Origin of the sequence: Pseudoalteromonas sp. TAE56 (assembly GCF_000497955.1) — a bacterium.
In the GTDB taxonomy this organism is placed as follows: Bacteria; Pseudomonadota; Gammaproteobacteria; order Enterobacterales; family Alteromonadaceae; genus Pseudoalteromonas.
Map to the genome: position 1 here is coordinate 18,947 of NZ_AUTN01000138.1, position 26,322 is coordinate 45,268.

The window sequence follows — 26,322 nt, forward strand, 5'->3', positions numbered from 1 at the left end:
AAGTTGCAGCACCGTTATGCTGCAACTCAAACAGATTAGGGAATTAGCAAGTGGCCCAAACGTTATACGAAAAAATTTGGCAAGCACATACCGTTGCCAGCATAAACGAGCAAACCGACTTACTTTATATTGACCGCCATTTAGTGCACGAGGTGACATCTCCGCAGGCTTTTGCAGGTCTACGTGAAAAAAACCGTACTGTACGTTGCCCAGAAAAAACTTTTGCAACGATGGATCATAACGTATCGACTAAAAGCCGATCGCTTGATGCGGCAAGCGAAGTATCTAAAAACCAATTAATGGCGCTTGATAAAAACTGTAAAGAGTTTGGTATTGTACTTTACGATTTAAACTCAATTAACCAAGGCATTGTGCATGTAATGGGCCCAGAGCAAGGTATTACTTTGCCAGGCACAACGATTGTATGTGGCGATAGCCATACCTCTACGCATGGTGCGTTTGGCGCATTAGCGCATGGTATTGGTACGTCTGAGGTTGAGCACGTATTAGCAACGCAAACGCTACAGCAAAAAAAGGCGAAATCGTTAAAAATTCAAATTAACGGTGTATTGCGTCCAACGGTTACGGCTAAAGATTTAATTATGGCGGTAATTGGTAAGTTAGGTACCGCTGGTGGCACAGGTTATGTAGCAGAGTTTTGTGGTGCAGGCATTGAAGCGCTTTCGATGGAAGCCCGTATGACGCTATGTAATATGAGCATAGAAATGGGTGCAAAAGCGGGTTTAATTGCTTCTGACCAAATTACTTATGATTACTTAAAAGGTCGTCCGTTTGCACCAAAAGGCGCAGATTTTGATGCAGCCGTTGAATATTGGGAAACCTTAAAAACAGACGAAGGTGCACACTTTGATTTAGTTGTTGAGCTAAATGCTGACGACATTCAACCGCAAATTACCTGGGGCACAAGCCCAGAGCAAGTAATTGGTGTTGATGAGTGCATACCTGATCCAGACCAAGAGCCCGATTTAATTAAAGCCGACGCTATACGCAGCGCGCTTAAATACATGGACTTAAAAGCAGGCGATAAATTATCAAGCGCAAAAGTAGACACGGTATTTATTGGCTCGTGTACAAATAGCCGCATTGAAGACTTACGCGCTGCTGCAAAAATTGTTGAAGGCAAACAGGTTGTAGCCGGCATAGAAGCATTAATTGTACCGGGCTCAGGCTTAGTTAAAAAACAAGCTGAAGACGAAGGCTTAGCTGATATTTTTAAAGCCGCTGGCTTTGAATGGCGCGAACCGGGTTGCTCAATGTGCTTAGCGATGAACGATGACCGCCTAGAAGCAGGAAAACGTTGTGCATCTACTTCTAACCGTAATTTTGAAGGTCGCCAAGGTCGTGGCGGGNGGCTGCAGCCGCTGCAATACATGGTCACTTTGTTGATATTAGAGGAGAAGCCTAATGAGCGTATTTTTTAGTGGTTTAATGGCCCCACTTGATAAAAACAATGTAGATACTGACCAAATTATTCCTAAGCAATTTTTAACATCAACTAGCCGCGAAGGTTTTGATGCGGCATTGTTTTATGATTGGCGTTACCTAGATAACGACGAGCCAAACCCTGACTTTATTTTAAATCGCCCATGCTACCAAGGCGCGCAAATATTATTAACGCGTGATAACTTTGGTTGTGGCTCATCTCGCGAGCACGCGCCATGGGCGCTTAAGCAATATGGTTTTGAAGTGATTTTGGCTGAAAGCTTTGCAGATATTTTCTTTAATAACTGTGGTAACAACCAAATGTTAGCCATAGCGTTACCTGCCGACACGCTTGAGCAATTGTTTGTACTTAGCGAGCAGCACGACGATATTAACATTGAAATCGATCTTGAAAATCAAACCCTAACAAGCAGTAAGTTTGCACCAATTAACTTTGATATTAGTAAAGAAGTAAAAGAGCGTTTGTTAAGTGGCTTAGACTTTATTGGGGTAACCGAAACGCTAAACCCACAGATTGATGCGTTTGAAAAACAACTCGCTGCTGAGCGTTCTTGGCAGTAATTACTTAACCTGTATATAGTGAAATTACGTATTGAAAAGCACGGCAATTGCCGTGCTCTTCTATGAGTAAATATTAGGATCTGTACCTAGGGCTTAATGCCTAAAGTCAGCCATTAACGCAGGTATACCAGGTAACATGCCTACAATTGCCATTACAGTGGTAAGTAGCACAAACATAATAAGTGGAATCACCCAGCGGCTCATTTTAGTTAGCTCAGCGCTGCGCTCTTTGCAGCCAATAAGCCCTAAGTTATCAAGTAGCATAGTAAGCGACCAACCAAAAGCCGGATTAACCAAGGTTGAGGCAAACACCACAATAGCGGCTGATTGCGTTGTTTTGCCTTCGCGTGTCATTTCCATGCCAGCTTCAAGTAGCGGAATAAACACACCCACAATAAGCGCTACGCAGAGTACAGGCTGCCAAATGGCTAAATCCATAGGGTAACCCCATAAACCAGCAATAATACAAAATAATGCAGTTAAAATGGCGCCAGCCGGAATAGGGCGCTTAGCAATAGCAGCAGGCACAATATAAGTACCCCAAGACGAGGCAAAGTTAGCACCACCGGCAAGTGAGCCAAATGTTTGTCTAACCGATGCGCTTAGCATGGTATCGTCGATATTCATTTGTACTTTTTCAGTACGTTGCGGGTAGCTTATTTTTTGAAATACTTGATGACCTAAAAAATCAGGTGACCACATAGCAACAGCGAGCACTGCAAACGGGAGTACAACAACAAAGCTTTCAAGCGTTGGCAGGCCAAGCATCCAACCTGTGTTTTCGCCCCACCAGTATGCTGGGTTCATATTTGGTAAACCCGGTGCAGTATGAAACTCAAACGGTGCACCTAAAGCAAAAGCAACCACGCCACCAATAAGGCAGCTTAACGGCACGGCTAACCAACGCTTTTTAAAGTGCTCTAACAGTGCATACAATAAAATGGTGGCTAAAATAACAATAAACGCAATATGCGCCATATCAATGGCTTCAGCCCAAGCAAACAGCTTTTTAACTTGCGAAATAGTACCAATAAAGCCTAAATAAATGAGCAACCCGCCACACACACCTTTACTGGTTAGGCGCGCGAGCATACTTCCTCCCTTGGTTATGGCCAAAATAAAACCAAAGGCACCAATGAGTAAACCAAACGCCATAGGGTGACCGCCAGCAGCAACAACAATAGGAATTAACGGAATAAGCGGGCCGTGAGTACCAGCCAAGTTGGCTGTTGGTAAAATAAAGCCTGAGAATAAGATGATAAAAATAGAAACAATGAGTAATTCGTAGCGCACGTTTTCTAAAACAAATGCATCGCTTAAACCAAGAGGCGCTGCAAATGTAGCTGCAATAGCCCCCACCATAACGACTTTACCAATAGTACCCGCCATTGCTGGAATGGTGTCTTCAAATTCAAATCGGTAATCTCTAAACGGTAAATTAGGACGCCAGCGTTTAGGCTGCATAATTTGTAATTCATGTTCGAGATACTCGTCGCGAGTATTAAACTCAGAGCTGGGTTTATGAAGCTGCTCGTAGCTTTGAGCATCCTTGTGCGTGTTTGATGGTGCATCACCGGGTGGTGTAGTTTGCATGCGTTCTCCTGCAACATTGTTGCTTAATCAAATAAATACGGCTTTTGTTAAAGCAAATGAATATTGAACATGCAGGGTAGATCAGCTTTTAGGCTGCTATGTATAGGCAAAAGGTCGTGCATGGTTGTTTTTAATACAGTTAATTTAAAAACTGCTTTACGTTAAAAATTATGAAATTACAGAAGGTGATTAAAAGTTGTTATAAATCAAAATCTTGAATGTGATATTAAGGAGGCGGAGAACTATTTACCGAATTGTATCGTGTTAATGGCAGGTTATTATCCTTTAGTCTTAGTGGTTGTTAAAGCCGTTTTATTTCAAGCTATTTGTTTGCAGGAGCCGCTAATTTCGTTTTATTTGTGGTGAAATAATACTTCTGTTACTTTCTGATTGTTAATATCAACAATAAAGAATAGAGATGCAACTCAACTCCCCTAAATCAATTGGTATTTTACTTGGTACGCTTTACGGCATATTTATGCGGCTATTTGTAGAGCTAGTCAATGCTTATAATTTAGGTAGCTTAGTCTCTATATCATTTATGTTTTTAGTGCCTGTTGCTATTGGCTATATTCGTATTCACTTTGAGTACAATGAATCAAAAGCATTAACTAAAAGGCAAATGGTGACGATTGCTTGGCAGCCTATTTTTGTTTTTTTATTTGTAAGTGTAATTACTTTACTTGAAGGCAGTATTTGTGTGGCTATGGCTTTGCCTGCTTTTATGTTTTTTGCCAGCATTGGTGGATTACTTGCGGGTTTTGTTAGAAAGCGTGAAATAAAAAAAGCGAATAGTTCTTTATTATCAATCGCGTTGTTACCTATATTGCTCTCACCTATTGAAGTTAATTTTTTAAATTTATCAAAAACATACGAAGTAACAAATTCAATAACTATTAACGCGCCCATCAATGCTGTGTGGCAACAGTTAGCTAATGTGAGTGATATAAAACCACAGGAAGTGCCTTTTTCACTCACTCAATTAATTGGTGTACCAAAGCCATTAAAGGCAAGTATGAATGCAAGCGGTATAGGCGCTGTTCGCACAAGTACTTGGCAAAAAGGCGTTGTTTTTAAAGAAGTTATTACGGATTGGCAACCAAATAAACAGATGCTTTATAGATTTGACATAGACCCTGATGCTATCCCCGATGACGCACTCGATAAACACGTGAAACTTGGCGGTGAATACTTTTCTCCACTTTATGGAGGCTATCAGCTAAGTGAAGATAAAAGCGGCAATACAATTCTAACGTTAACAACTACCGTTCAAGATAATACAAACTTTGGTATTTATTCACGAATATGGGGAGAGGTGATATTTCAAGATTTTCATCATTCACTTTTAACGTTGATGAAAAATAGAGCTGAAAAGTCACTTATCGCAGTTGTTTCTTATAACTAGCTTAAACCATCATATCTCTAAAAATACTACACGCTAAAAGGTAAAGCCTTTGCAATTGCAAAGGCTTTTGTTTTAACTGCTAACTTTTACCAAATCATTTCTACAAATTCAGGGTGGTCGATATACGGGTTACGATTACCTTGAAACTCAAACGCTGCTTGGTTGCGGTCAAGTTCCATTTGGCTTACAGGATCGCTGTTATGCCAGTTAAGCAGCATGGCTACAACCCAGCTTTCAAACACTTGATTGCTTGAACCATTAAGTACAGCATTACTTGAGGTCGTTTTGGTTTGCCAAGCGCCTATTACATTTTCGTAGCGCGTTGCCATGTAAAAATAAGCGCGAGCAAAGTCACCTTTAAATTCGTCAATTGGCTCAAATACAGTACCTGAGTAATTTAATGAACTTGCGGCAGAACCTAATTTACTTCCGTTAGTTGATGTAAATGAAGCGCTTGCTACTTCACCAAATGGGAAATTACTACGTTTTGAGTTTACATAACCATCGGTTGCGTAAATATGATGCACATCTGAGTTCATTGGCTCAATAGTGCCGCCAAACCAGCTTTTAGGGAACGAATGCTCACGGTTGTAACAGCCGCCTTCTCCACTATAGTTACCACATTGATCGCTCACAGCAGTATAATTGTAGCTATCTGAACCGTTTGGTTTTTCGCTATACATATCTAAAATGCTGTTATCGTTTTCAAAGTATTGATCACGTGCTGATGAGTCGTAAAAATTCCAAATAGCCGAGTAACCCTGTGCATTATGATCTTTAATAATATTATAAAGCTCAGTTTTTAGTGTATAACCCGATAACCCTTGAACAGTAACATAGTAGCCTGTGGGTGTTGGATTAGTCCCGCCGCCATCACCAGAGCCACCGCCTAAAGTAAATGCTGTACTGTCGGTGTTACTAAAACTTGCACCACTTGCAAGTGTGGTAGAGCCTTGCTTAAGTGCATAACTGCCACTACCTGTTGAACAACACATGCCATCGCCGTAGCTGTCGCTAATAACTAGTACGTATGTACCATCAGTTAGGCATATTTGTTCATCATATTGTGTGTTTGATGCGTAACCACTGCCGTTAGCGATTGCGCTACCATGATTGTTATTTACGGCCCAGCTAGTTTCGCTACCGTAATTATCGGTATTAAGCGTTAGGGTAAGGCTATTGTCGGTACAACTTGTTGATGCGCTGCCACCAACGTTTGGTAAAAAGTTATCTACGTATACGGTTTCGCTGCCATCAAATCCACTTACATCGTAAAACCTAAGTCCAACACTAATTGTTTTATCACTGCTTGCTGTATAGCTATGGCTAATTGTTTGCCATTGGTTAGTTTGTGCCTGATTTGAATAGCCTTGGTAGCCGTCCACATATAAGCGCGCCTTAATTTTACCTTCGGTATGGTAAACATCAGCCGAAAAGTTATAGGTTTTACCTGCTTCTACAGTAACTTGTTGTAATAAATCGGTGTTACTTTGCGACCCTGTAGTTACATTTACAGCAGCAGAGCTACTGCCACTTTTAACTGTGCTGGTGGATTGTGAAAGGCTAATTCCGCCATCTATTGTTGTCCATGCATCAGGTGTATTACCTGACCATTGCTCAAAGCCGCCATTAGTTACATTGGCCATTACAGGTAATGAGCCCAGTAACAAAGCGGTACTAATTAATTTGTTTTTATATTTCCCGTGTAACATGATTGTTCCTATTTTTACTTTGAAAGTAAAATATACCCTACATTAGTTTGGTTACAAAATTGTTAATTTAAAATGCAGTAAAAGGCAATAATTACTCTTTAAACTGTTTTTGAAGGTATTTTTATAAATTAATAACTAAATGGAATATCAAAGCAGATTCTATTCTTTTTTTATCTATGCTTAGCCCGTTATCCTGCATACTTAGAAAACCTCAACAGATACACTCTGGATGAGGTAAAACTCATTTTTAACAATACACAAAGTGTGTTGTGTTTAATTTTCAGGGTTATGGGGAATCGATTCATGTTGTTAGGTCAACTAAATGCTGCGGCAAGCCCGCTATCGCAAGATCAAGTACAAAAGCTGCAAGGTTTAGTGGCTGAGCTTAATCCAATTCAACAAGCATGGGTAAGTGGTTACTTAGCCGCTAATGCTAACTCAGCTGCATTAGGTGCTCCTACTGCTGGCGTACCGGCTGCAGGAGATGCTGCAGCGCTAACTATTTTATATGGTTCGCAAACGGGTAACGCAAAAGGCGTAGCAAGCAAAATGAAAGAGCAGGCTGAGTCGCGCGGCTTAGCGGTTAAATTGGTTAGCATGTCAGATTACAAACCAACAGCCCTGAAAAAAGAAAAGTTTTTAACCATCGTTGTATCTACTTACGGTGAAGGTGAGCCACCAGAAGACGCAGAAACACTCTATGAATTTTTAGCAACTAAAAAAGCACCAAAACTAGACGATGTAAAAATAGCCGTTATTGGTTTGGGTGATTCTAGCTATGAGTTTTTCTGCCAAACAGCAAAAGACTTTGAAGAGCGTTTAAATAAACTAGGTGCACAGACCATATATCAACGTGCTGATTTAGACGTAGATTATGAAGAAGAAGCTGCAACATGGATTGCGGGCGCAATTGACGCATTCGAACCTGATTTAAAAGCGCAACAAGATGCTGCTGGTGGTCAAGTTGTATCAATGCCATTTGGCGCTCCAACTTCTGCAGCAAGCCAATATACAAAACAAAATCCATTTGAAGCAGAGCTATTAACTGTTCAAAAAATTACCGGTCGCGACTCAACTAAAGATGTACGCCATGTTGAAATTTCGCTTGAAGGTTCTGACATTACTTACACGCCAGGTGATTCATTAGGTGTGTACTTTTTAAATGACGATGTATTAGTTGATGAAGTACTTACACTTACTCAAATAGATGCAACAAGCATTGTAAAAGTAGGTGATGAAGAGCTAAGCGTACGCGATGCACTTATTGAAAAACTAGAGCTGACTCAGTCATACCCTGGTTTTGTAGAAAAATATGCAACTGCTACGGGCACGCCAGAGCTGCTTAAACTAGTTGAAGATAAAACTGCAATGCGCGCATACATTGAACCTCGTCAAATATATGATGTGATTCGCCAAAACCCAGCAAAGCTTGATGCACAAACATTAGTAGATTGCTTACGTAAACTACAAGCTCGTTTGTACTCAATTGCATCTAGCCAAAGCGAAGTTGAAGACGAAGTACATTTAACACTAGGTCTAGTGCAGTTTGATGCATTTGATAGCGAGCATTTAGGTGGCTGTACTGGTTACTTAACTCGTCGTGCTGAAGAAGGTTGTAAAGTTAAAGTATTTAGCGAACACAACGATAATTTCCGCCTACCTACTAACGATGATACACCTGTGATCATGGTTGGCCCAGGTACCGGTATTGCGCCGTTCCGTGCATTTTTACAAGAGCGTGATTCGCGTGAAGCACAAGGCAAAAACTGGTTGTTTTTTGGTAACCCACATTTTACTCAAGATTTTTTATACCAAGTAGAAATACAGGGTTATTTAAAATCGGGTTTACTCAACAAAGTAGATGTAGCATTTAGCCGCGACCAAGCCGAAAAAGTATACGTACAAGACAAATTACGCAGTAACAGTAAAGACGTGTTTGAATGGTTAGAAGCTGGCGCTCACTTTTATATTTGTGGCGATGCAAATCGTATGGCAAAAGATGTACACAACGCCTTGCTTGATATCGTTAAAGAAAACACAGGTAAGAGTAACGAAGACGCAGAGCAATACTTAAAAGATTTGCGTAGCGCAAACCGCTATCAGAAAGACGTGTATTAATCACGTTTCTTATTTTATTTAACAGCTAACAGCCGTCACTGTAACAAATTTAGGATTTAAAATGAGCGAACAAGATAAAAACGTAAAACTTTCTGATAACGAACGTTTGAAAAGAGAAAGTAACTTTTTACGTGGCACCATAGAAAAAGATTTAAAAGATGAAATTACTGGTGGTTTTACTGCCGACAACTTTCAGCTAATTCGTTTTCATGGCATGTACCAACAAGATGACCGCGATATACGTGGTGAGCGTGCTAAGCAAAAGCTAGAGCCGCTACATAATGTAATGTTACGTGCACGTATGCCTGGCGGTATTATTAAGCCAGAGCAGTGGCTAGCAATCGATAAGTTTGCAGATGACAAAACAAGCTACGGCAGTATTCGTTTAACAACGCGTCAAACGTTTCAGTTTCATGGTGTGCTAAAGCCTAATATTAAAGGCATGCACCAAATGCTTGATAGCGTAGGTATAGACTCTATTGCTACAGCGGGTGACGTTAACCGTAATGTGCTTTGTACTACTAACCCAGTTGAGTCTGAGTTACATCAAGAAGCTTACGACTGGGCTGCAAAAATTTCTGAGCATTTATTACCAAAAACGAAAGCGTATGCCGAAATTTGGTTAAATGGCGAAAAAGCAGAAACCACAGAAGAGCCAATTTTAGGGTCTAATTACTTACCGCGTAAATTTAAAACAACGGTAACTATTCCACCTAACAACGAAGTTGATGTGCATGCGAATGACTTAAACTTTGTGGCAATTGCTGATAACGGCAAGCTTGTTGGTTTTAACGTATTAGTGGGCGGTGGCCTTGCCATGACGCACGGCGATACAGCAACTTATCCGCGTAAGGCTGATGACTTTGGCTTTATTACGCTAGAAGATACCTTAAAAATTGCAGAGCATGTTGTATCTGTGCAGCGTGATTGGGGTAATCGTTCAAACCGTAAAAATGCAAAAACTAAATATACACTAGACCGTGTAGGTGTTGATGTATTTAAAGCAGAAGTAGAAAAACGCTCAGGCGTTACGTTTGCACCAAGCCGTCCGTTTGAGTTTACTCATCGAGGGGATCGCATTGGTTGGGTTGAAGGCATTGATGGTAAGCACCACTTAACGCTATTTATTCAAAGTGGTCGTATTTTAGACTACCCAGGCAAACCGCTTAAAACAGGGTGTCGTAAAATTGCAGAAGTTCACCAAGGTGACATGCGTATGACGGCAAACCAAAACTTAATTATTGCGGGTGTACCTGCAGATCAAAAAGCCGTGATTGAAGAAATTGCACGTAGCCATGGCTTAATTGACGACACAGATTCGCAGCAACGTAAAAACTCTATGGCGTGTGTTTCACTGCCAACGTGCCCACTTGCAATGGCCGAAGCAGAGCGTTACCTACCAAGCCTAGTAGAAAAAACTGAAGCATTACTTGCTAAGCACGGTATACCAGATGACAGCATTATTATGCGCGTTGTAGGTTGCCCGAACGGTTGTGGCCGCGCAATGCTTGCAGAAGCTGGTTTAGTGGGTAAAGGCCCAGGTAAGTATAACGTTTACCTAGGTGGTAATTTAGAAGGCACACGTATTCCTAAATTGTACCTTGAGAACGTAGGTGAAGACGTTTACCTAGAAGCATTCGATAAGCTAATTGGCCAATGGGCAAGCGAGCGCAATGACGGTGAGTGTTTTGGTGACTTTGTTATACGCAAAGGCATTGTTGCTGAAGTAAAAGTATCAGTAACCGATTTTCACGCTTAATTAAATACCAGCGCTTTGGCGCTGGTGAGGTTTGGAATTTACCATGAGTGAATTTAAAAACATTTTACAGCTAGATAAACAAAGCCAAACGGCTATGTTAGCTGATGCTAATGGTTTACTAGCGAATATGAGCGCAGAACAGCGCGTTGCATGGGCGCTTGATAACTTGCCTAATACGGCTTTTTTATCATCTAGCTTTGGTATTCAAGCGGCAGTAATGCTGCATTTAATGACCTCACAACGTCCAGATATTCCCGTTGTATTAACCGATACAGGCTATTTGTTTCCTGAAACGTATCAGTTTATTGAGCAAATGAGTGAGCGTTTATCACTTAACTTAAAGGTGTATAGAGCGCCGCTTAGCCCAGCATGGCAAGAGGCTAAATTTGGTAAACTATGGGAGCAAGGCGAAGACGGCATTAAGCAATATAATCAGCTTAATAAAGTAGAGCCGATGACCCGTGCGTTAAAAGAAATAGAAGCAGGCACGTGGTTTAGTGGTCTGCGCCGCGATCAATCATCTACACGTGCTGATAAACAGTTTGTAGAAATTAGCCGTGGTACCGTTAAAGTGTACCCGATTATTGAATGGTCTAACCGCGACGTGTATCAGTATCTTACTAAGCACGATTTACCTTACCACCCATTATGGGAGCAAGGTTATGTGTCGATGGGTGACGTACATACAACACGTAAGTTAGAACCAGGAATGACTGAGGAAGAAACCCGCTTTTTTGGTTTAAACCGAGAATGTGGACTACACATGGATGGTGATGGTATTTAACGCCACTACAGTGTAGTTAAATTGCAAATAAAAACGCAGCTTCGGCTGCGTTTTTATTTTTTTATTAGGGTACAAAAAATTGCCTAATTAAGTATTTTTTATTAGACTCAAGGCATTAAAGGATTAATTAAAGCAGGAACGCTATGAAATACTTTACCTACTTAGCTATATCAATCATGGCTATTGCAGTCATCTCTTTGTTTTATATAAAAAAGCCCGATGGTCAAACATGGCTTTCTGCATCATCAATTAGCAGTGAATCTCAGCAAATTAAAGAAAAAATGGTCGCGCTATCTAGCAATACTTTGGACCAAGCAGTGCAGGGCGTTAAGCAAGCTGGCGATAAAATTGCGAGCAGTATTTCTGATGAACCAATGCCTGAAAGTACCACCTCAAGCAGCAAAATTTTTAAGTGGCAAGATGAAACAGGCCAATGGCACTTTTCTGATACACCTAACCCGCATGCAAAAAGTATTGAAGTAAAACTCGATCCTAAAGACATTACTGTTATTGCTGCAGAAGACACGTCTATTTTAAATACCTCTCCAAGTACAAATACAATGTCGGCTGCACCAGAGGGGATCAGTATTTTGAACCCAGACTCTGTTAAAAAGCTATTTAATGACGCCGAAAATGTAAAAGACAAACTAGAAAAACGTAATAAAGAAATTAATAATTTAAGTGCACTCTAATTATTTAGAGTGCGTGCTTTTATGGTTTTTTAAATAACGTTTTTCGGCTTCCATCAATAATACGGTTAAATATATTTTAGTGGGAAGTGACAGCAGCACGCCTATAGCAATACATGCCGCGGCTAAAATTATTCCTTTAATACCATGATTAACAGTGAAATAACTCGACACAATTAAAGTGTGGCCAGTAACAATAAGGCACAACCCAAGCACTATTGATGTTTTAAGTAGCCTAATTATCATTGTTTGCGACATAGTTACCTCACTAAGAGTAGCCCTAGGGCCTGTTTATCTTTCGAGGTTAAATTTGCAGCAGTGTGTTTGGTATTTAGGCAAGGCAGAGCCTATGTAGTGTGGTTATTCCCCATGAATAGGCGATAACGTGGAATAAATGCCAAACATGCGCTGCCCGAAGGGTTCTGCCTAGGGGCAATTTACTCTTTGTTGCTCGGTTTTTACTTAGCCCACTAGGTTACAAACCTCACGCCGCGATTAAATAGCCCCTAGGTTGAACAAATTTTAATCCTGAAAGGTCAACAGGCCCTAGTGTAGGCAAGCTTTAAAGGCTTAGCATTGATTTAAGACAACAAACAGCACACATAAAAAAGCCCAGCTTATTACTAAACTGGGCTTTTAAATGTATTAACTACTGTCTTTGTTAGTCGAGCATATTACGCAGTACATATTGTAAAATACCGCCGTGTTTGTAGTAATCCCACTCTTTAGGGGTATCAATACGTACATCTGCACTTAAGGTGACTTTTTTACCTTCGGCATTTGTAGCAATAACGGTTACTTCATCGGTTTTATCGTACAGGCCATCAATATCAAATTGTTCTTGCCCTGTTAACCCATGTGACTCGTAGCTTTCACCTTCTTTAAATTGCAGAGGTAATACACCCATACCAATTAAGTTAGAGCGATGAATTCGCTCATAGCTTTGTGCTACAACCGCTTTAACGCCTAGTAAAAGTGAGCCTTTGGCCGCCCAGTCACGAGATGAACCCGTACCGTATTCTTTACCCGCTAAAATAATGAGAGGCGTATTATTTTTTTGATACTCCATAGCTGCATCGTAAATGCTTGCTAAATCATTTTCTGGTTGTGTACGTGTTACACCGCCCTCAGTACCCGGGGCAAGTAAGTTTTTAAGACGTACATTGGCAAACGTGCCGCGCATCATTACTTCGTGATTACCACGGCGTGAGCCATACGAGTTAAATTGCGATTTTTCTACACCTTTCTCTTGCAAGTATAAACCTGCTGGCGCTTCTGCTTTAATAGCACCTGCTGGAGAAATATGGTCAGTAGTTACTGAATCCCCAAGCTTAGCTAAACAACGTGCGCCCTCAATCGTTGGAATACCCGGAGGTTCTACTTTCATACCATCAAAAAATGGTGCTTTTTTAATGTAGGTAGATGCGTCATCCCAATCATAAAGTTTGCCATCAGGTATTTGAATTTGCTGCCAGCGGCTATCGCCTTCGTAAACGTTAGCGTAGCTTTTTTCAAACATTTCTTTAGTTACTGTTTCTTTAACTAGGTCGCTCACTTCTTTAACGCTTGGCCAGATGTTTTTAAGGTAAATATCGTTACCATTAGCATCTTGCGCAAGGGGTTCGTTGTATACGTCAATGTCGGTTCTGCCGGCAATGGCATAGGCTACAACAAGTGGAGGTGAGGCTAAAAAGTTCATTTTCACATCTTGGTGAATACGCCCTTCAAAGTTACGGTTACCCGATAAAATAGAGCTAACCACTAATTTATGCTTTTGAATCGCATCTGATATTTCAGTCGCTAGTGGACCTGAGTTGCCAATACACGTAGTACAGCCATAGCCTACCAAGTTAAATCCTAGGCTTTCTAGGTCGTCCATCAAGCCTGCTTTTTCTAGGTAGTCGGTAACTACTTTAGAGCCTGGTGCAAGGGATGTTTTAACCCAAGGTTTTACATTAATGCCTAATTGCTTCGCTTTTTTAGCGACTAAGCCTGCGGCTAAAATAACACTTGGATTAGAGGTATTGGTACAGCTGGTAATTGCGGCAATAACACAAGCGCCATCATTTAGCTCAAACTCTTGGCCTTTAAATTTAACTTTAGCGGCACCCATAAACTGTGCTTCGTCTACTGGCTCATCTGGATTTGTTGTTGGGCCTTCACTTTCAATACGAGCTTGCTCTTCATCGCTTTTATCGCGACGAGCCATACGCTCATCTTGAAAGCCTTTTAAATGCTCGCCAATTACTTCACCCGCTTTATTTAGGGCAATTCTATCTTGTGGACGTTTAGGGCCTGCAAGGCTTGGTACAACATCGTCTAATTTAAGTTCGAGTGTATCGGTGTAGCTTGCTTCGTCGCCATCATTACGCCATAAACCTTGGTGTTTAGCATAATCTTCAATTACCTTTAGGTGTTTTTCGTCGCGGTTTGTTAAGCGAAGGTAGTTAATGGTTTCATCATCAATCGGGAAAATACCACACGTAGCGCCGTATTCTGGTGCCATATTCGCTATGGTTGCTCTATCGGCAAGTGGTAGGTCGGCAAGGCCGTCACCATAAAACTCTACAAATTTACCCACTACACCATGGTTACGCAGTATTTCGGTTACTGTTAATACTAAATCGGTTGCGGTTGTCCCTTCAGGTAATCTGCCGCTTAGCTTCATACCGACTACTTGTGGAATCAATAAACTAATTGGCTGACCAAGCATAGCCGCTTCGGCTTCAATACCGCCTACGCCCCAACCAAGTACACCTAAGCCATTAATCATGGTTGTATGAGAGTCGGTACCTACGAGAGTGTCTGGGTAAGCGAATTTTTTGCCATCGCGCTCTTCATTAAAAACAACACGGGCTAAATACTCTAAATTCACTTGGTGAACAATACCGGTTGCTGGTGGCACTACTTTTAAATTATCAAAAGCGGTTTGTCCCCAGCGTAAAAATTCGTAACGTTCTTTATTTCGGTCATATTCAAGCTTGGCATTTAAATCAAATGCACCATCATTACCATAACCATCTACTTGTACCGAATGGTCAATAACAAGTTCAGCTGGCGATAACGGGTTTATTTTTGCAGGATCGCCACCTAGTTTTTCCATTGCGTCACGCATCGCGGCTAAATCAACAATAGCGGGTACACCGGTGAAATCTTGCATAACTACGCGAGCTGGAGTAAAGGCAACTTCAGATGCAGGTTTTGCTTGAGGATCCCAATTAAGGAGGGCTTGAATGTCTTGTTCTTTAATATTTGCGCCGTCTTCGTTTCGAAGAAGGTTTTCAAGTAATACTTTTAAGGAGAAGGGCAATCGTTTCGCTTTGTCGCCAAGTCCTTTTAGAGAATGAATATGATATTGCTCACCGTTTATTGTGAGCTGATGTTGGGTATCGAAACTATTATTCATTATTTGCCCCTTTATGAATTATAAAAATATTTTGAAGAGTGACCTCTGTAGTACTTGAGTTGCAAAGTGCATACCAATGTAAAAAGCCGTCTTTAGAGAACGAATTTTATACAGTTATTATAGTAGAGATGATGCTGAAAAATTTAATTTCAAGAGATGATTTGAGAGACGAGGTAAGGTCAAAAGTTATTTTGACCTTTATTAATTACTGTAACCAACCTTGTTGCTTAGCTTTAATACTTAAATAAAGTAGAGCAATGGCAATTATGATTACAAAAACAGGCATAAATACAGCACTTGCGCCAAGCAGCTCAATACTGTTTATAACTACAAAGTTATAGTACTGCTGTAGTAAAATAGCACCGAGCGACAGTGCAAAAGTAGGTATTGCAAGAGAGTTTTTAGTAAGTAGAAACAGACAACCCAAAGTGCTTCCAAATACAGCTATAGCAAAGGCAATAGTTGACCAAATAGGAACGTTAGAGTAGGCAGCTTGTTGATCTAGCGGTAGTTTACCTATCATTTCGGGTGTCATCATCATGTGCATAGCAAATGCAATAACGCCAAGTAAGTTCCATACAAGTGCCGCCCATACAGCGGGTTTAAACCAGGTGGCTGGTGTGTTTTGTGACATATTATTACCTTGTTTTTATTATTATTAGCTAGGTAATTAAAGAGCAAAAAGGCCAACTATACAAGGTGGCCTTTTTATATAAAAAGAGGTTTTTTAAATACTTAACCAAATGAAATAGGACGACGACCTGTTTTATCGTCAACTTTTGGCTTTTTAGTGCGCTTGCGCTTAGCTTTAGCTGGCTGATTTGTTGGTTGTGGTGCAGCTTGCTTTGATTCTGCTTGAGTTTGTGCCGCAGGTTTTTCTGCAGGAACTGCATCTTCACTTAACGCAAGTTGAAAAAACTCACCATCGAATTCTAGTACATCGCCACTGTATAATTTTTTCCGCTTTATTGTACAAATTTCATGGTTAACACCCACATAGCCTTCAGTGATTAGGTTTTTAGCTTGGCCGCCACCTTCAACTAAGTTTAATACTTTTAATAATTTACAAAGCTCAATCGGCTCTTCTTCTAACTCTATTTCTATATATTCTTCGTTCATATTTGCTCTCGGTGGGGTAACGCACAGGCTTTAGTATAAAGGCTTACAGCGACTTTTGCACCAAAGCAAGTAACTTTAGATAGCTGTAATACACAATTAGTTATGAAAGTTTTTAGGTATTTTATCTGTCTTTAAAAAAACTGAAGCAATTAAAAGTTAAGCTTCGTTGCAATCTTTTTTACGTATGGCTCGCTAATTGCTAAAACTCTGGCGGATTAATCAATGTGTAATGAATACATATAAAACGGAGTAGAAAATGGGCGTAAGATTAGCAATGAAAAAAGAGCTAATGGGCTTAGATAATTCAGATATGTTGACCGCAGATGATGTTAGGTCACATCTTACTAATCAAGTAAAAGAGCAAAAGGAAAATGCTGAACGTGGTTTTTCTGTGATTTCAAAATTTAACGATCACCATAGTCGTTTAGTGAGTGGCGATATGAAAAAAAAATCGGTACTTGAATTTCAACGCCATCGTTTATTTAGAGAAGTTTTATACACCCGTAAAAGTGTTGATGCGTGGTTAAATAGCCAAACAAATTAAATTACTATAAATAGTTACCTTTAATAGACTACAATTGTAATTTAAAAGGGTAACTATGAAAAATGGAATTTTAATATGTGTGTTGGCATTACTATTAGCTGCGTGCCAACAACCTACCGTGTATGTATTTAGTGAAAACTTGCAAGATGAACAGCGCAACCAGCTCGATGCTGCGCTAAAAGCACAATCGCTCCCTTATGAATATGTAGAGCTGGCAATCCCACCTGACTTTGGTGAAGCCACATTACTCTTATCAAGTGATAAGATTTATCCTAAAGAAACTGAGCAACTTGCGGCTATAATGCAGGGGCTAGGTTACGAGCCACAAGTTAACTATACAACGCGTTCAAATCATTTTTATGGTGATGGCAACATAGGCTTTTATTTAAAAAATGTAGTGGCGGGTACAACCTTTGTTATGCCTAAAAAGTTACGAACAACTCAATGCAGCGAAGACAAGTACAATGATTTACTTGCCACATTTACAGATAAATATGCTGACTTTACCTTACCCGGTGGCGCTGTTGTAAGGTTAGGTTGGGAGTTTTTATACGGTTACGTTGTCATTTATTACAAAAATTATTCGCAAACATACAGTCACTCGCAGCCACTTGTAAATACCCCCTTTGGTGCCAAGCCTTCAGATACTTACACTTTTACTGCGCACGTTAATAAGCCCAGTTGGCTTGATTGCTCATTACAAATTGTTTATATGGATTGAGTGATAAAATTAACCGTGAGTTTCTATATGCTCACTGAGCTTTGCAATACGCAAGCTCATACCTTCTATAATTCGGTCTTTAATTTTTTCACGGATGACATTAGGTAAGCGGGTGAGTGCTTCAGGGGTAATAGCAAGAACTATGCTGTCGGTTTTGGCACGTGCGCTAGTGCTGCGTTCTCGGTTATTTATAAAAGCGCCTTCACCTATAAATTCACCGGGCTCTATAGTACCAAGTTCTAGCAAATGATTATGTTTAAATACTAATAGCGCGCCGCTAAGTACAATATATAAGCGCTTGTCGTTATCGTATTGCTTAAATAAAAACTGATGCTGGCTTACTAAATATAACAGGCCGAACGACTCTAATAAGACTTGGCGCTCGCTGAGCGTAAATTCCTTAAAAAAGTGCAGCCTGTTTATAATTTCCATTTGTTTGAATAATGGAATATGTTCGATTAGCTTCATCAATAACCAAATGTGTTAAAAGCGTTTAATCAGCTAATATTGCGCTCTTTTAATTTTCGGGTCAACGTGTTGCGTCCCCAACCAATTTTTATAGCAGCATCTTGCTTATGACCAGAGCAATTAGCCAGTGCTGTTTTAATTAAACGAGTTTCTAGTTGGGCTTGAATGTCAGGCCAAATATTTTCTTTGCCTTGTTTAAGCTCTTGATTAAGCCATTGCTGAAACGCATCTAGCCAATCACCTTCTTCTTGGGTCGGCGAAGCATCCAGAATCTCCGGCGGTAAGTCTTGCTCGCTTACAAGCTCACCGGGTGCCATAACTGTAAGCCAGCGACACGTGTTTTCTAATTGGCGCACATTGCCTGGCCAATTAAATAAACGTAATTGCTCAGTCGCTTTAGGGCTCAGCACTTTGCTTTCTACTTGTAGTTCTTTAGCACTTTTATGTAAAAAGTGCTGCGATAAGCTTTCTATATCTTCAGTGCGCTCTCGAAGAGCTGGTAAACGTAGGCGCACAACATTAAGACGATGAAATAAATCATCCCTAAACTTGCCCTGTTTAACTAAATCTTCAAGGTTTTGGTGAGTAGCCGCAATAATACGGACATCTACTTTTATACTTTGATGGCCACCAACGCGATAAAACTCACCATCGGCAAGAACGCGTAATAAACGTGTTTGCACATCAAGTGGCATATCACCAATTTCATCTAAAAACAGTGTGCCGCCATTGGCTTGCTCAAAACGACCTTTGCGTACGCTATCGGCGCCCGTAAATGCGCCTTTTTCGTGGCCAAATAACTCTGACTCAACAAGCTCTTTTGGAATGGCTGCCATGTTAAGTGCAATAAATTGATTTTCTTTACGTGGACTATGATTGTGCAGCGCACTGGCGACAAGTTCTTTACCGGTACCCGATTCGCCATTTATTAATACGCTCATGCTAGAAGCCGACAGTTTACCTATCGCTCTAAACACTTCTTGCATTGCGGGCGCTTCACCAATTATGTGAGCACTTTTTGGTGGGGCTTGCTTGCGCTTAGTTTTTTTAGTGGAGTTTGCTCTGCATGCGCTTTCGACGAGGGCCACTGCTTCGTTTAAATCAAACGGCTTAGCTAGGTATTCAAAAGCACCTTTTTGGAATGCATTAACTGCTGAGTCTAAATCAGAATGGGCGGTCATTATAATAACCGGCAACCCAGGGTTTTGCTCTGCAATAAGTTCAAGCAACGCCATACCATCCATGCCTGGCATTCTAACGTCAGAAACTAAAACAGTAGGTTGGCTAAACTTTAGTGCGCTTAGTACATCTTGCGCATTAGCAAAGCTCTCCGTGTTAAACCCTGAACGGGTTAGTGCCTTTTCAAGTACAAAGCGAATTGAGGCATCATCATCTACAAGCCAAACTGTTTTCATGCAAACTCCAAACATTAATCTGCAAAGGGCAGATAGATATTAAATTCAGTATGTCCAGGCCAGCTATCGCATTCTATATAGCCATCATGTTGATCTATCAGCGTTTGCGCTATTGAGAGTCCTAATCCAGAGCCACCTTCTTTATTGGTGATCATAGGGTAGAACAGTGTTTCGCGTACACTGGGATCAATTCCTGGTCCGTTATCAGATATTTGGATCAACAAGGCTTTTTTAGGTGCTTTACCTGGGCGACGATGCTGATGATTAATGCGGGTTTTTATTGTTATTTCACCGCCATCTACAAGCGCCTGTTGGGCATTTCGAACAATGTTTAATACTACTTGCTGAACTTTGCCTTGATCAATGTATACATCAGGAATACTTGGGTCGTAATCTTTAACCAAGCTAATGTTAGAACAATTATCTAACGTACTTAGCCTTGCAACTGATTCAAGTGATTGATGTATGTTGCCATACGATTTTTGTGGAAGTTGATTGGGCCCCAAAAGCCTATCTACTAATTCACGTAATCGGTCGGCTTGCTCAATGATGAGCTCAGCACATTGATCTCTTTCTTGTTGATCAACCTCATACTGCAATAACTGCGCCGCTCCGCGAATCCCACCTAAAGGATTTTTAATTTCGTGCGCTAAGCCTCTAATTAAGTTTCGGGCAGCTTGGTATTGATGCATTTGATTAGACGCTTGGTCGTGCTTAATTTCGTCATCGGTTTGGCGCCACTCAAATAAAATATAAAGCGAGCCANCGGCTACTTTCGCATGGCGAGAATCGCTAAAAACCACGTCAGCTCTATGCTGCTGGCAATCTACACCTTCAACTAGTGAGTATTGTTTTATACGCTCTAAATCGATTGAATGGTAGTTAAAAAGGCTATCAAAAGGTTGATCTAATAGGCGTTTATTACCAAGGCCAAGCAGTTCACTGGTACTGTTATTGGCATATATTACAATAAAGTTTTTATCAAGTAATATGATAGCGGTTGTTTGATTTTGCCAAATGGCATCGAGTAGCTCAGGGCTAAAGTTTTTATTATCAATCATAGCTGCACCATTTTAGTGCGTTGATGTTTGCAAGCAAGTTATACGGTAAAATACACTGCTGCACGATTAGTAATACCCCAATTTAGTTACTTAGGCTTAGCCCTTTTCGGTGCATAAAAAATATACAGGGCTCGCTTGTAGCAATAACTTGGTTTTTACTATTAAAAAGCTTTAATTGTAGTGTGTGCTGACCACGTTCTACATCCCTTATTGCAAAGGTTGAGCTGTCACTGGCAGGGCCGTGTGCTTTACCATCAATAAAAAGTTGTATAGTAAAACCAGTTTCAAAGCGTGGTTTTATTCGGCTAGTAACATAAACAGTGCCGGTATTTTCACGAATAGTCTGGTTATGATCAGGTGAGGAAATGGCAATACTAAAGGCCGCTTGTTGAGGCTGGGGTTGCTCGTCAAAAATGTCAGTATTTGTTGCAGGCATATTAAGATCTTGGCTGGTAAGCTTTACCTCTTGAGCCCCTTTATGAGGGGTGTCTGAGAACACTAATACGCCATTTTTATCTTTCCAAGCGTATATTTTTGTTTCACCGGCATAACTATAATTACTTAATCCTAAAGTAATTAATAGTAATAAAATCTTGTTATTCACTCTGCAGCCCTGCATTTTTATCGGTAACTTAACTTTAGTGGAGATTGACTAATTTTACCATTAAAAAAGCCCGCAAAGCGGGCTTGAGAACACACATATTTTTTACAGCTTAATTAACAGCTGTAGTACATTTCAAACTCAACTGGGTGAGTTGTCATGTTAAGCTTTTCAACTTCTTTAGACTTAAGTTCGATGTAAGCATCGATTAAGTCGTCAGTGAATACGCCACCTTGAGTTAAGAATTCACGGTCTGCGCTAAGTGCAGATAGTGCTTCGTCAAGTGATGCTGCAACAGTTGGAATTTCTGCTGCTTCTTCAGCTGGTAAGTCGTATAAATCTTTATCCATAGCATCGCCAGGGTGGATCTTGTTTTTGATACCATCAAGGCCAGCCATAAGCATTGCTGAGAAAGCAAGGTATGGGTTAGCTGTTGGATCCGGGAAGCGTACTTCAATACGACGACCTTTTTCAGATGGAACCACTGGGATACGGATTGATGCAGAACGGTTACGTGCAGAGTATGCAAGCATAACTGGTGCTTCAAAACCTGGTACTAAACGTTTGTACGAGTTAGTAGATGCGTTTGCAAAAGCGTTAATTGCTTTAGCATGCTTAATGATACCGCCAATGTAGTAAAGTGCATCTTCAGAAAGACCGCCGTACTTATCGCCAGCAAAAAGGTTAACACCGTCTTTAGCTAAAGACTGGTGACAATGCATACCAGAACCGTTATCACCAACAACTGGCTTAGGCATAAACGTTGCTGTTTTACCATATAAGTGAGCCATGTTATGGATAACATATTTCATTTCTTGGATTTCATCCGCTTTTAATACCATTGTATTAAAGCGAGTAGCGATTTCGTTTTGACCTGCTGTTGCTACTTCGTGGTGATGTGCTTCTACTACTTGGCCCATTTCTTCTAGAACTAGACACGTAGCTGAACGCCAATCTTGGAAGTCATCAACAGGAGCAACTGGGAAGTAACCGCCTTTAACACCTGGACGGTGACCAGTGTTGCCATCTGCATATTCTTTATCTGAGTTCCAAGCAGCTTGCTTAGAATCAATTTTGTACATAGAACCAGACATATCTGATTTGTATTTAACATCGTCAAATACGAAGAACTCTGGCTCAGGGCCAAATAAAACAGTGTCTGCAATGCCTGTAGAACGCATGTAATCTTCAGCGCGCTTAGCAACAGAACGCGGGTCGCGCTCATAACCTTGTAATGTAGAAGGCTCTACTACGTCACAACGTAAAATTAATGTAGCTTCTTCAGTGAAAGGGTCTAATTTGATTGACTCAGGAACTGGCATTAATACCATGTCTGATTCGTTTATGCCTTTCCAGCCTGCAATTGAAGAGCCGTCGAACATTTTACCGTCTTCAAAAAAGTCTTCATCAACTTGGTGATGAGGAATAGAAACATGCTGTTCTTTACCCTTAGTGTCAGTAAAGCGTAAATCAATGAACTTAACGTCATTTTCTTTAATAAAATCTAAAACCGATTGTGACATGTGTCCTCCAACTATTGGGTTTTGTTATTGCTGCATAATTGCTTTGATATTTACTAAGCTGTTTTTGTGCCATTATTGTAACTGGCTGTTTATAAATTAAAAAAATATCATTGCATCAAAATGGAATATATAAATGCACTGTTTTGGTGCGTAAATATTCCATTTCGGTGCAAAATTTACAGAGCGTAATTTGTTGTTAATTTAATCAGCTGGAATTAGCATAACCTAAATGCAAAAGAGTAACAAAAAGATCGGAAAAATAGTCAAAAAGAGGGTTTTTTGAAAAATAATTGAAATTTAATTCATATAATTGTCATATAAAAAACAGATACTTAGTAAAAGTATTGAGAAAGTTTTAAAATATGTATTGGATAAACTTTCATCCATGTCATTAATGAGGGATAATATGCGCCCTTTTAAATCCTATGCTGGGACATCTCGCGAAAGCGTGGATGAGTGCGTAGATCTTGCAGGATCATTGAGAATTTAATTTCTCTGAGTAAATATATGAGCATCGAAAAGTTAAGAAATATAGCGATTATCGCGCACGTTGACCACGGTAAAACAACTCTGGTTGACAAACTACTTGAGCAATCAGGTACATTAGAAACACGCGGCGGTAACGAAGAGCGCGTGATGGACTCAAACGACATTGAGAAAGAACGTGGTATTACCATTTTGGCTAAAAACACAGCCATTTCTTGGAACGACTACCATATCAATATCGTAGATACCCCGGGACACGCCGATTTCGGTGGTGAAGTTGAACGCGTACTTTCGATGGCTGACTCAGTATTATTACTTGTTGATGCTCAAGAAGGTCCAATGCCACAAACGCGTTTCGTTACGCAAAAGGCATTCGCGCAAGGCTTAAAGCCAATCGTAGTTATCAATAAAATTGATAAGCCAGGTTCACGTCCTGATTGGGTTATGGATCAAATCTTTGATTTATTCGATAATCTTGGCGCAACTGACGAACAGTTAGACTTTAAAGTAATCTACGCTTCAGCTATCAACGGCTGGGCAACGCTAGATTTAGACGAGCCATCTGAAAACATGGAACCTATGTTCAAGATGATCGTTGAAGAAGTATCACCACCGGATGCAGATCCTGAAGGTGACTTCCAAATGCAAATTTCTCAACTAGATTACAACTCTTATGTTGGTGTAGTTGGTATTGGTCGTATTAAACGTGGTTCTGTTGCTCCTAACCAACAAGTTACTATTATCAGTGCTGATGGCACTACACGTAATGGTAAAATTGGCGCAGTACAAAGCTACCTAGGTCTTGAACGTATCGAAACTGATAGAGCTTACGCTGGTAACATCGTAACTGTAACAGGTATTGGTGAGCTTAAGATTTCTGACACAGTTTGTTTCCCAGGAAACGTTGAAGCATTACCACCACTAAGTGTTGATGAGCCAACTGTAACAATGACATTCTCTGTAAATAACTCACCTTTCTGTGGTAAAGAAGGTAAGTTTGTAACGTCACGTAACATCCGTGAGCGTTTAGACAAAGAATTAGTACACAACGTAGCACTTCGCGTTGAAGATACTGCTAGCCCAGATAGCTTCCGTGTTTCTGGTCGTGGTGAATTACACCTAGGTATCTTAATCGAAAACATGCGTCGTGAAGGTTACGAGCTTTCAGTTTCTCGTCCAGAAGTTATCTTACGTACTGTTGATGGCGTTCTAGAAGAACCGTTTGAAACAGTAACTATTGACTGTCAAGACGAGCACCAGGGTTCTGTTATGGAACAAGTTGGCCTACGTAAAGGTGAACTTACTAACATGACTCCAGATGGCAAAGGCCGTATGCGTTTAGATTTCATGATCCCTAGCCGTGGTTTAATTGGTTTCCAAACTGATTTCATGACGCTTACTTCGGGTTCTGGTCTTATGTACCATACGTTCGATCATTACGGTCCTCACAAAGGTGGCGACATCGGTGTTCGTAAGAACGGCGTAATGATTGCAAACGCAACGGGTAAAGCACTTACTAACGCATTATTCAACTTACAAGAACGCGGCCGTTTATTCATCGGTCACGGTGTTGAAGTATACGAAGGTATGGTTATCGGTATTCATAACCGTGATAACGACCTTACAGTTAACGCCCTTAAAGGCAAGCAGTTAACTAACGTACGTGCATCTGGTACTGATGAAGCGCAAACGCTTTCTCCACACCTTAACTACTCACTTGAGCAAGCGCTTGAGTTCATCGATGATGACGAGCTAGTTGAAGTTACTCCACTAAACATTCGTATCCGTAAGCGCCACCTTACTGAAAACGAACGTAAACGTGCGGGTCGTGCACCTAAGTCATAATCTATTAATTTAGAATAATGATTTTAAAAGCCGCTGTATTGAAAAATACAGCGGCTTTTTTGTGTTTTGGGGTTGGTAAATTTTGGTTTCGAAAATCTTTGGCAATTATATAATGAATGTCGATAACTCTTTTTATTAGGTAGATGATTTTTTTAGTAACATGCGTACTATTTCACTGGAGCAAGTGTGATGAGTTCAATTAATGTAAAGTTTGAATCACGTTCAGCCAAAGATAATTTTAGAGTCGCTACTACTAGCTATGAGTTAGCTAGGCGAGCAAGTGAAGAATGGGAAATCGAGCATCACTGTATAACAGGAATCGTGTTCACCGCATTTTCAATCGAAGCAATGCTTAATCATTTTGGAAGAATTTTATTCAATGACTGGGATGCTAATAAATTAAATAGAAATGCATCACACAAAAAATTATTTCGAGAAGTAAATCTACCAAATTATCTAGGAACAAAAGTATATCAAACTGCCAATAATTGTTTTGTACTTAGAGACTTGCTAGCTCACGGAAAAACAATTGAAGAAACTATCATTATTGATGTTCCCAATGATATTGGCAGAGATAAAGTTGTTCATAAAGTAACTTCAATACGAAGTAAGGCACATAGAAATACTAATTGCGAAGTATTAGAAACATTCATCGAAACTGCAAAAAACATAGAAAAAGATATTCAAGACAATGGGTTTTATCCGAACCAGACGCATTTACCAAAAAAAGATAGAGAGAAACTATTAGAATGCCCTTTAAGTGTAAGTGGAATACATACGTGGTGACACAGCAAGCAACCGGAATATTGTTACTAAACCAATTTCTTATCATGTGTATTGTTTCGCTTTTTCTTCTCCTTTTCCTCTAAAAGCGCAGCGCCTCTTAGCCTCTTTGTGAATAATTTACTTAAAGATTTTTTGCACAAGGAGAAGGGAATGAGCAGTGAAAGAGAGAGCTGAAACAGCCGATAATGCAAAGTACCAGTATTTGTTGGTGGGATTTTTTTGCGTTGGGTTTCGCTTCGCTCAGCCCAACACACGTGTTCAA

21 protein-coding genes and 1 pseudogene are annotated in these 26,322 nt (G+C 40.3%); 11 read left to right on the top strand and 11 right to left on the bottom strand.

The genetic code is table 11. The annotated features are described in order from the left end of the window. Positions 1 to 50: 50 nt before the first annotated feature. Positions 51 to 1,426: pseudogene (gene leuC, locus L656_RS01000000122370) on the top strand (3-isopropylmalate dehydratase large subunit). Beyond that, positions 1,426 to 2,025, top strand: a complete 600-nt coding sequence (gene leuD / locus L656_RS0116405) for a 3-isopropylmalate dehydratase small subunit (RefSeq protein ID WP_024600011.1) — start codon at positions 1,426 to 1,428, stop codon at positions 2,023 to 2,025. Before leuC ends, leuD begins: the two are co-directional and overlap by 1 nt. 93 nt (positions 2,026 to 2,118) lie before the next feature. Here leuD and L656_RS0116410 read toward each other — a convergent pair whose 3' ends face one another. Further along, positions 2,119 to 3,618 (bottom strand): DUF3360 family protein, encoded by a 1,500-nt coding sequence (locus L656_RS0116410; protein ID WP_007582201.1) that lies wholly within the window; start codon positions 3,616 to 3,618, stop codon positions 2,119 to 2,121. A 418-nt stretch (positions 3,619 to 4,036) separates the two neighbouring features. On the opposite strand from L656_RS0116410, the gene L656_RS0116415 reads away from it, so the two are divergent. After that, complete coding sequence (locus L656_RS0116415) at positions 4,037 to 5,023, top strand: hypothetical protein (protein WP_024600012.1); 987 nt, start codon at positions 4,037 to 4,039, stop codon at positions 5,021 to 5,023. Positions 5,024 to 5,109: 86 nt separating this feature from the next. Here the strand turns inward: L656_RS0116415 and L656_RS0116420 are convergent, their stop codons facing one another. Continuing rightward, positions 5,110 to 6,735, bottom strand: a complete 1,626-nt coding sequence (locus L656_RS0116420; protein ID WP_024600013.1) for an endonuclease — start codon at positions 6,733 to 6,735, stop codon at positions 5,110 to 5,112. A 303-nt stretch (positions 6,736 to 7,038) separates the two neighbouring features. Here L656_RS0116420 and L656_RS0116425 point away from each other — a divergent pair, with 303 nt between their 5' ends. The 4 genes from L656_RS0116425 (at position 7,039) to L656_RS0116440 (ending at position 12,088) form a co-directional block, all read left to right on the top strand. Further along, positions 7,039 to 8,853 carry an assimilatory sulfite reductase (NADPH) flavoprotein subunit gene (locus L656_RS0116425; RefSeq protein WP_024600014.1) on the top strand — a complete coding sequence of 605 codons (1,815 nt, stop codon included), beginning with the start codon at positions 7,039 to 7,041 and terminating at the stop codon, positions 8,851 to 8,853. A gap of 61 nt (positions 8,854 to 8,914) precedes the next feature. Next, positions 8,915 to 10,612 (top strand): assimilatory sulfite reductase (NADPH) hemoprotein subunit, encoded by a 1,698-nt coding sequence (cysI, locus tag L656_RS0116430; protein WP_024594733.1) that lies wholly within the window; start codon positions 8,915 to 8,917, stop codon positions 10,610 to 10,612. Between the two features lie 43 nt (positions 10,613 to 10,655). After that, the gene (locus tag L656_RS0116435; protein ID WP_024594734.1) at positions 10,656 to 11,396 is read left to right on the top strand and encodes a phosphoadenylyl-sulfate reductase; all 741 of its coding nucleotides are present in this window, start codon (positions 10,656 to 10,658) and stop codon (positions 11,394 to 11,396) included. A 143-nt stretch (positions 11,397 to 11,539) separates the two neighbouring features. Then, positions 11,540 to 12,088 carry a DUF4124 domain-containing protein gene (locus L656_RS0116440; protein ID WP_024594735.1) on the top strand — a complete coding sequence of 183 codons (549 nt, stop codon included), beginning with the start codon at positions 11,540 to 11,542 and terminating at the stop codon, positions 12,086 to 12,088. Here L656_RS0116440 and L656_RS0116445 read toward each other — a convergent pair whose 3' ends face one another. The 4 genes from L656_RS0116445 to L656_RS0116460 all read right to left on the bottom strand — a co-directional run bounded on the left by L656_RS0116445 (position 12,089) and on the right by L656_RS0116460 (position 16,610). Further along, positions 12,089 to 12,343: a hypothetical protein gene (locus L656_RS0116445; protein ID WP_024600015.1), complete on the bottom strand. Its 255-nt coding sequence runs from the start codon at positions 12,341 to 12,343 to the stop codon at positions 12,089 to 12,091. It abuts the gene before it with no gap. A gap of 403 nt (positions 12,344 to 12,746) precedes the next feature. After that, positions 12,747 to 15,491: an aconitate hydratase AcnA gene (acnA, locus tag L656_RS0116450; protein ID WP_024600016.1), complete on the bottom strand. Its 2,745-nt coding sequence runs from the start codon at positions 15,489 to 15,491 to the stop codon at positions 12,747 to 12,749. A 205-nt stretch (positions 15,492 to 15,696) separates the two neighbouring features. Beyond that, complete coding sequence (locus L656_RS0116455; RefSeq protein ID WP_024596965.1) at positions 15,697 to 16,125, bottom strand: hypothetical protein; 429 nt, start codon at positions 16,123 to 16,125, stop codon at positions 15,697 to 15,699. A gap of 101 nt (positions 16,126 to 16,226) precedes the next feature. Continuing rightward, positions 16,227 to 16,610 carry an RNA-binding S4 domain-containing protein gene (locus L656_RS0116460; RefSeq protein ID WP_024596966.1) on the bottom strand — a complete coding sequence of 128 codons (384 nt, stop codon included), beginning with the start codon at positions 16,608 to 16,610 and terminating at the stop codon, positions 16,227 to 16,229. A 256-nt stretch (positions 16,611 to 16,866) separates the two neighbouring features. Between L656_RS0116460 and L656_RS0116465 the strand changes: the two genes are divergently transcribed. Continuing rightward, the gene (locus L656_RS0116465) at positions 16,867 to 17,154 is read left to right on the top strand and encodes a hypothetical protein (protein WP_024600017.1); all 288 of its coding nucleotides are present in this window, start codon (positions 16,867 to 16,869) and stop codon (positions 17,152 to 17,154) included. A 55-nt stretch (positions 17,155 to 17,209) separates the two neighbouring features. Further along, positions 17,210 to 17,875 (top strand): hypothetical protein, encoded by a 666-nt coding sequence (locus L656_RS0116470; protein ID WP_024600018.1) that lies wholly within the window; start codon positions 17,210 to 17,212, stop codon positions 17,873 to 17,875. A 9-nt stretch (positions 17,876 to 17,884) separates the two neighbouring features. Here L656_RS0116470 and L656_RS0116475 read toward each other — a convergent pair whose 3' ends face one another. From L656_RS0116475 to glnA, 5 genes are all read right to left on the bottom strand, one after another. Continuing rightward, positions 17,885 to 18,343, bottom strand: a complete 459-nt coding sequence (locus tag L656_RS0116475; protein WP_010554789.1) for a cyclic nucleotide-binding domain-containing protein — start codon at positions 18,341 to 18,343, stop codon at positions 17,885 to 17,887. A gap of 29 nt (positions 18,344 to 18,372) precedes the next feature. Next, entirely contained in the window at positions 18,373 to 19,758 is a 1,386-nt protein-coding gene (gene ntrC / locus L656_RS0116480; protein ID WP_024596969.1) for a nitrogen regulation protein NR(I), read from the bottom strand. 14 nt (positions 19,759 to 19,772) lie between these two features. Then, positions 19,773 to 20,819: a nitrogen regulation protein NR(II) gene (gene glnL, locus L656_RS0116485; protein ID WP_024600019.1), complete on the bottom strand. Its 1,047-nt coding sequence runs from the start codon at positions 20,817 to 20,819 to the stop codon at positions 19,773 to 19,775. Between the two features lie 82 nt (positions 20,820 to 20,901). Continuing rightward, positions 20,902 to 21,423 carry a DUF4124 domain-containing protein gene (locus tag L656_RS0116490; RefSeq protein WP_024600020.1) on the bottom strand — a complete coding sequence of 174 codons (522 nt, stop codon included), beginning with the start codon at positions 21,421 to 21,423 and terminating at the stop codon, positions 20,902 to 20,904. 113 nt (positions 21,424 to 21,536) lie between these two features. Continuing rightward, positions 21,537 to 22,943 (bottom strand): glutamate--ammonia ligase, encoded by a 1,407-nt coding sequence (gene glnA, locus L656_RS0116495; protein WP_010554792.1) that lies wholly within the window; start codon positions 22,941 to 22,943, stop codon positions 21,537 to 21,539. A 507-nt stretch (positions 22,944 to 23,450) separates the two neighbouring features. Between glnA and typA the strand changes: the two genes are divergently transcribed. Together typA and L656_RS1000000122635 are read left to right on the top strand one after the other, a co-directional pair. Next, a complete protein-coding gene (gene typA / locus L656_RS0116500; protein WP_024596972.1) occupies positions 23,451 to 25,274 on the top strand; it encodes a translational GTPase TypA in 1,824 nt (607 codons plus the stop codon). Positions 25,275 to 25,463: 189 nt separating this feature from the next. Further along, on the top strand, positions 25,464 to 26,060 hold the full coding sequence (locus L656_RS1000000122635; RefSeq protein ID WP_024596973.1) for a hypothetical protein: 597 nt from the start codon (positions 25,464 to 25,466) through the stop codon (positions 26,058 to 26,060). Positions 26,061 to 26,322: the final 262 nt, after the last annotated feature.